The following is a 5,336-nucleotide window of genomic DNA, read 5'->3' as shown; positions in this document are numbered from 1 at the left end:
GGGGCGGACAAAGCGGCGGCGCGCCGGGGGGCAGCAGTGCCGCGCTGCCGACGCCCGATCCCGCCACGAGCTACGAATTGCTGCAGGATCCGGGCTCGCCGGTCTTCGGGCGCTACGGCGCGCTGCAATCCAAGAACGGCGACCTGCGCCAGCAGATTCTGGCCCAGGCGGCCCGGGGCGTCGGCATCCGGCAGGGCTTCGCCGAGGAGACGGCGCGGCTCAACGCCGAGCTCGACGGGGTCTACGGGGCGGAGCTCGACCGGCGCTACGACTTCGGACCGCTGATGATCGAGCGCCTCGTGGTGCCGCCGGTGATCACCGAGCTCCAGCGGCTCGGGGAGCGCGTCGGCGACCGCACGCTCTACCTGACGCTCGGCGCCTTCGAGATCGTCCGCCCGGCCCGCCTCGCGCTGCGGCCGCCGGACTGGCGCGACTACCTCTACAACACCGGCGTGCCGCCCGCCCCGCCGGGGCCGGCGGCGGCGGTGCGGCCGGAGGATTCCACCGAGGAGGGCGTCTGGTCGGTCGCGCTCGAGGCCGGCCTCGCGGTCGGCATCGCCGAGGCGAGGGCGAGCTTCGCGGCGAATTTCAACCGCCTCGACCGGGACTATACCGGGATGGGCCGCTACCACGACCTCGCCCGCAGCGGCGCCGTGAGCCTGCCGTCGGTCGATCGAACGAGCCATCCGGTCAGGATCGCGGCGGGCGGCGCCCGGGCCTTCGTCGGCGAGCGGATCATCCATCTGACGGTCAGCCCGAAGTTCCGGGCGGCCCCGCCGGCCGCCTTCCGGTGACGGGCCTCACCCGCCGCGCCCTCGTCGGCGGCGCCGGTCTTGCGGCTGGTCTTGCCGTTGGGATCGATGCGGGCCTGTCGTCGGCGGTGGCGGGCGCGGTCGATTCGGTGCGGGACGCCCCCACCGGCCGAGACCGGCTCTGGCTGACGCGGCCGGACGGGTCCGAGCTGCGCAGCCGCTTCCGCACCGGGGCCGGCCACGACCGGACCCAGATCCTGCTCCTGTCCTGGTTCATGCGCGACATCCGCGACGAGGGCCGGGCGGTCTGGATGGAGCCGAGCCTGTTCGACCTCCTGGCGGGCGTGCAGGCCAGCATGTCGGCGGTGCACGGGAGCCCCCTCCCCGTGATGGTGACGAGCGGCTACCGCACGCCCGAGCACAATGCCGCTTTGGAGAACGCCGCGCGCAACTCGATGCACCTCTACGGCTACGCCGCCGACATCCAGGTGCGCGGCTATCCGCCCCGCGCCGTGGCCCTCGCCGCCTCGTTCTTCTCCGGGGGCGGGATCGGCCTCTACGACAGCTTTACCCATCTCGACGTCTGGCAGCGCCGGACCTGGATCGGCCGCCCGGCGGCGGGCTGACGGCCCGCCGCCGCTCAGACGCGCCGGTGCCAGCCGGCATGCCGGGCGCCGCGCCCGCGGTATCCGGCGCGGTGCCAGGCGACATGACGATGCCAGCGGTACTGAGCGCGCCAGCGGTACCCGACCCAGCGGTGGCCGCCGAACCGCCGATCGGCCGGCGCAAGGGCGTAGGGACGGACGAGATACGGCCGGTAGACGAGGTTCGGCCGGCACCAGCCGTAGACGCCGCGGTGGAAGCCGGGGCCGCACCCGTCACGGGCCTCGGCGCTCGAACCGGCGAGGAGAAGCCCTCCGACGACAGCGCGCCACGCGGAACCCCTCGCCCTCCAGGTACTCGGCGAGCTGGGTGCGGATGTCGTCGTCGTCCTCGGCGATGGCGATGGCGGGACCGTCGATCATGCCCTGCGAGGAGAATCGGGACGGGCCGCCCGGCAACGCCGAAACGGGCGTTGTCACAAAACGTTACGAGCCGCCCGACCGTCCGTCACACGCGCGCGGTCCGGCCGCAATAGTCCGGCCGAACCCGATGGCAGGCCCCGCCGCCGATGCGCGGCGGCCGCCGACGAACACGGAAGGCTCCGGGATCATGACACTCCCCTACCCCGCATCGCCGGCCCGGCTCACCGCGGCAGCGCTCGCCGTCCTGACAACGGCCTTCGCACCGAGGGCCTTGGCGGTGCCGGCCGTGCAAGGCTCGCCCCATCGACCCCTCGGACACGCGGCCTCCCGGCAAGCCGCCCCCGCCCTACGCTCCGGCGACGGGTCCGAGACCTATCGCGGCTACCGGATCGAGATGGGCCGCGACGTCCCCAACGCCGAGATCGCCGCGTTGCAGCGGGCGGCGGAGCATCAGGTCGATCTCGTCGAGGCGACGGTTCTCGACCGCCGCACCAAGGCATTCCTGCGCCGCGTGCCGGTGGTGGTGGAAACGGGGTCCGGGGCCGGCAGCCATTACGATGGCGGCGACCGGGTGACCATCGCCGTCGCGGACCCGAACGACGTCCGCCCGATCCTGCTGCATGAATACATGCACGTCTATCATCTCAGGATCCTGCCCGGCGGCGTGACCAACCCGGACATCCTGGCCTTCTACGGGCGGGCCCGCGCGGGTGGGTTCTACCCGGCAGGTTCCTACGTGCTCGCCAACCCGAAAGAGTTCTTCGCCATGACCGCGAGCGTCTACCTGCACGGCCGGCTGGCCCGCGAGCCCTTCACTCGGGAGGAGCTGGGACGGACCCAACCGCTGTACTATCGATATCTCACCCGGCTGTTCGGCCCGGTCGGTGCGTGATCGGCAGCCGAACGGGCGTCGGGCCGGTCGCCCGCCATCGCGGGGACGGTGACGCGATCCCGCTCCGCGATCGCGGCCAGGTGGAACCGCATGGCCTCGACCAAGACGCCCCGTGCCGTCGGGGTCGCCGGCCATGTTCGACCGTGACCGCTTCGGCCGACCGCAACCAAGCGATATCTTGATTATTGTATTATTATATACCTGCGACGACCTCACCGTCGTCGAATAATCTGGCGTATCGATACGATTCATTTTAGAATCTGCGTCGATGCTACGGGCAGACCGTACCCCGCGCGTCCGGATGGGCCGGAACGCGGCAGCCGATTTCTGGAAAGCCCTCGTCATGGTTGCAAGCGTGCGGCGCAGATCTCGCGTCGCGAATGCAGCGGCATCGGTAATGGTCCTGGCTGCGCCCGCTTTCGGCCAGACGATCGAGGATGGGTCGGGGGCCAGGATCGGACCGGCGGACGCCGCGCTCGTCCTGGAGCTGGTCCAGCGAAACCTGACCGGTCCGGACGCCAAGGTTTCGGCTCTGCGGCGGAGCGGCGCCTCGCATATCTGCGGGTCGGTGAACGTCAAGAACCGCGATGGCCTCTAGACGGGCGAGCGGGGGTTCCTCGTCGATGTCCGAGCGCGGACCTTCGGTCGCGTCCCGGACGGGCCCGAACTCCTCGATCCGCGAGCCACGGGCTTTCGCGAGAAGGAGGCCATCCGTGAGAGCTACTTCCGGCTCTGCCTGGACGAGTGATCCGGTTCCATAAAAGTCTTGCGATCGGACCCGAGAGCTGATGTGGCGTTTGCGGAGAGCCGATCCTCGCCTCGCGCACCGTCGGTCGGAACGTGTTCGGGCTCGGCGCAGGAGCCGGCCGCCTCATCGCCCGGCGCAATTCGATGGGAAGAGCCGCGTCACGCACGCCATCGCGGCGTCATCCGCAGCACGGGCCGGGTTGCGCAGCTCCGGGCCCGGAAGGCGCCGAAGTCGGCGGTGTCCGGGGCGAAAACGAACGGACGCGAGCCCGTATGGGCGCCCAAGCGGTCGGGCACCTCGCCTGCACCACCGATGGTCCTTGCCACTCTCCAGTCCCATCGTCCGCCGCACGGGCGCGATCGGCTACTCGTCGTGAGACGCCGCGCCAGCCTGCAGCGCAACGCAGGTGCGCACCATGTCGCTCAACGTCAGTTCCTTGGTGTTGCCGATGTTGGCGGTCTCCTCCAGGCATCGCATGAAGTAGTCGCGGTTGAGGTCCGGCGAGAGCGCGGTCATGGCCTTGCCCATCCGGTTGGCGAAATCGATCTTGTCCGTCATCGAGGCTCTCGGCCAGACCGAAGCCAGATCGTCGACCTTGAGACCCGCCCAGGCTGGACCCGAAAATGCCGGTAGGCATGATAATAATACAATCATAATGCGTCGCATCGGCGCCTCCTTTCTCACCAGAGCTAGAAGAGGCCCGACCGACTGTCGAGGGCGGCGAAAGGACAATCTGGAACGGCCACCCGGTCGGTGGATCTACCGACATCCCGGCAGGCTGCCGAGCCGTGAGACGGAGCATCGGACATCCGCCGCGCTCGGCGCGGACCGTCCTAGCCGCCGAACGAACGTCCGCCGGTATGCATGACCCCGATGTCGCCGCTGGATTCGCCGTCATCGGCGCAATGGTGCGCGATCCGGACAGGGGGGACGCGATCGGGATAGCCAGGCGACGCGACCCGGATGACATTTTTCGAATGGAGTGCACCCGGTCGGGGCGCCCGGGCGGGAGGCGGCCTCATGGTCACGCAAGCCGAGGTGTGCGTCATCGGCGCCGGTCTCAGCGGTCTTTCGGCCGCCAAGGCCTTCCGGAGGCACGGGCATCGCGTCACGGTGCTCGAGCGCGGCCCGAATCTCGGCGGGGTGTGGGAGCCGTCGTACTGCCATCCCGACGTCCGGACGCAGACCCCGAAGGACAATCTACGCCTTCTGCGCCCTGCCGATGCCGGCCGGTTACCCGGAATGGCCGTCGGGCGCCCAAGTCTTCACCTATCTGCGCGCCTGTGCCGAACGGTTCGGCCTCGTCCCGCTGATCCGCACCGGAGAAGCGGTAAGCGGGCGGACCGGGGATGGGACGTGACGACGACCGGGGCCGACGCCGCCGCGCGCATGCAGGCCTACGATTTCGCCGCTTTCTGCACCGGCCGGTTCAGCCACGAGAACAAGCCCGTGCATCCCGGTGCCGAGGGATTCGAGGCGTCGGGCGGGCGGATCCTGCATTCGAGCGAGCATACCGATGCGGATCGGTCCGCGGCCGACGGATGCGCCGCTCGGCCGCCTGCGAGGTCGACTTCCTTTCCCCGGGTGCCGTCCCGGGCGCCTGGGCGTGCCCCGTCCAGGTCAGAGAAGGACGGACCGCGACACCCGAACGCGAGAAAGCCCGCCGGGCGTGAGCCGGGCGGGCTTCGTGGTTTCGATCGTGTCGAGGGAACGTGTGACGTGCTTGGCAGGTCTGGCGGTGACCGACTCTCCCGTGTCTTGAGACACAGTACCATAGGCGCTGGGGCGGTTAACGGCCGAGTTCGAGATGGGATCGGGTTCTGATCACCCCGCTCTGACCACCAGACCGGCCAAGCACGTTCGTTCGGCAAGCATGTCTTTCGCAGGCTGCAGCCTGTGGCTGCTCCGCGCGTCTTCAT

General features: G+C 69.9%; 6 protein-coding genes, 1 rRNA gene and 2 pseudogenes. 5 read left to right on the top strand and 4 right to left on the bottom strand.

What is annotated here, in order from left to right; translation table 11 throughout:
* Both QR78_RS22190 and QR78_RS22185 read left to right on the top strand, forming a co-directional pair.
* Nucleotides 1-794: type IV secretory system conjugative DNA transfer family protein (locus tag QR78_RS22190; protein WP_158004065.1), on the top strand; the 794-nt coding region annotated here is incomplete at its 5' end.
* Nucleotides 791-1,378, top strand: coding sequence for a YcbK family protein (locus QR78_RS22185; RefSeq protein ID WP_048429755.1), 588 nt, complete (start codon nt 791-793; stop codon nt 1,376-1,378). The genes QR78_RS22190 and QR78_RS22185, both read left to right, overlap by 4 nt.
* Nucleotides 1,379-1,392: 14 nt before the next feature.
* Here the strand turns inward: QR78_RS22185 and QR78_RS36735 are convergent.
* Together QR78_RS36735 and QR78_RS36200 are read right to left on the bottom strand one after the other, a co-directional pair.
* Nucleotides 1,393-1,680: pseudogene (locus QR78_RS36735) on the bottom strand (GCG_CRPN prefix-to-repeats domain-containing protein); the annotation flags it as partial.
* Nucleotides 1,631-1,777 (bottom strand): hypothetical protein, encoded by a 147-nt coding sequence (locus QR78_RS36200; RefSeq protein WP_244276614.1) that lies wholly within the window; start codon nt 1,775-1,777, stop codon nt 1,631-1,633. The pseudogene QR78_RS36735 and the gene QR78_RS36200, both read right to left, overlap by 50 nt.
* A 187-nt stretch (nt 1,778-1,964) precedes the next feature.
* Between QR78_RS36200 and QR78_RS32065 the strand changes: the two genes are divergently transcribed.
* Together QR78_RS32065 and QR78_RS36195 are read left to right on the top strand one after the other, a co-directional pair.
* Nucleotides 1,965-2,669 carry a hypothetical protein gene (locus tag QR78_RS32065; RefSeq protein WP_125901351.1) on the top strand — a complete coding sequence of 235 codons (705 nt, stop codon included), beginning with the start codon at nt 1,965-1,967 and terminating at the stop codon, nt 2,667-2,669.
* 268 nt (nt 2,670-2,937) lie between these two features.
* Nucleotides 2,938-3,267: a hypothetical protein gene (locus QR78_RS36195; protein WP_244276613.1), complete on the top strand. Its 330-nt coding sequence runs from the start codon at nt 2,938-2,940 to the stop codon at nt 3,265-3,267.
* Between the two features lie 513 nt (nt 3,268-3,780).
* Here the strand turns inward: QR78_RS36195 and QR78_RS22170 are convergent.
* A complete protein-coding gene (locus QR78_RS22170; protein WP_244276612.1) occupies nt 3,781-3,975 on the bottom strand; it encodes a hypothetical protein in 195 nt (64 codons plus the stop codon).
* Between the two features lie 405 nt (nt 3,976-4,380).
* On the opposite strand from QR78_RS22170, the pseudogene QR78_RS36730 reads away from it, so the two are divergent.
* Nucleotides 4,381-4,824, top strand: a pseudogene (locus QR78_RS36730) (FAD-dependent oxidoreductase); the annotation flags it as partial.
* Nucleotides 4,825-5,147: 323 nt separating this feature from the next.
* Here QR78_RS36730 and rrf read toward each other — a convergent pair.
* A 5S ribosomal RNA gene (rrf, locus tag QR78_RS22165) occupies nt 5,148-5,263 on the bottom strand.
* Between the last annotated feature and the right edge of the window lie 73 nt (nt 5,264-5,336).

The organism is Methylobacterium indicum (assembly GCF_001043895.1).
In the GTDB taxonomy this organism is placed as follows: Bacteria; Pseudomonadota; Alphaproteobacteria; order Rhizobiales; family Beijerinckiaceae; genus Methylobacterium; species Methylobacterium indicum.
The sequence above is the reverse complement of the archived record's forward strand: the minus strand, read 5'-3'. Positions and strand labels throughout refer to the sequence as shown.